Annotated in this window: 1 protein-coding gene; it reads left to right on the top strand. The window is 64.3% G+C overall.

Annotated elements, in window-relative coordinates:
- Positions 1 to 2: 2 nt before the first annotated feature.
- The coding region (locus tag RM423_RS25280) for a transposase domain-containing protein (protein ID WP_311425781.1) at positions 3 to 249 on the top strand (247 nt) is incomplete at its 3' end.

Raw genomic sequence — 249 nt, 5'->3', positions numbered from 1 at the left:
ATCTGGTGTCGGTGGGTGTGCTGACCCGGGTGTTTCCGCCGGATCTGGTGGATGAGGTGATCGCCGGGGTCGGCCGGACCGAACTGCGTCATCGGTCGCTGCCGGCCCGGGTGATGGCGTACTTCTCGATCGGGATGGCGCTGTATTCGGAAGGCTCCTATGCCGATGTGTTGTCGCAGTTGACCGACGGTCTGTCCTGGGCGTCGGTCAGGCGCGAAACTTATCGCCCGCCGTCGAAGTCGGCGATCT

This window comes from Jatrophihabitans lederbergiae (genome assembly GCF_031845305.1).
Taxonomy (GTDB): Bacteria; Actinomycetota; Actinomycetes; order Mycobacteriales; family Jatrophihabitantaceae; genus Jatrophihabitans_A; species Jatrophihabitans_A lederbergiae.
This window is presented reverse-complemented; position numbering and strand designations above follow the sequence as displayed.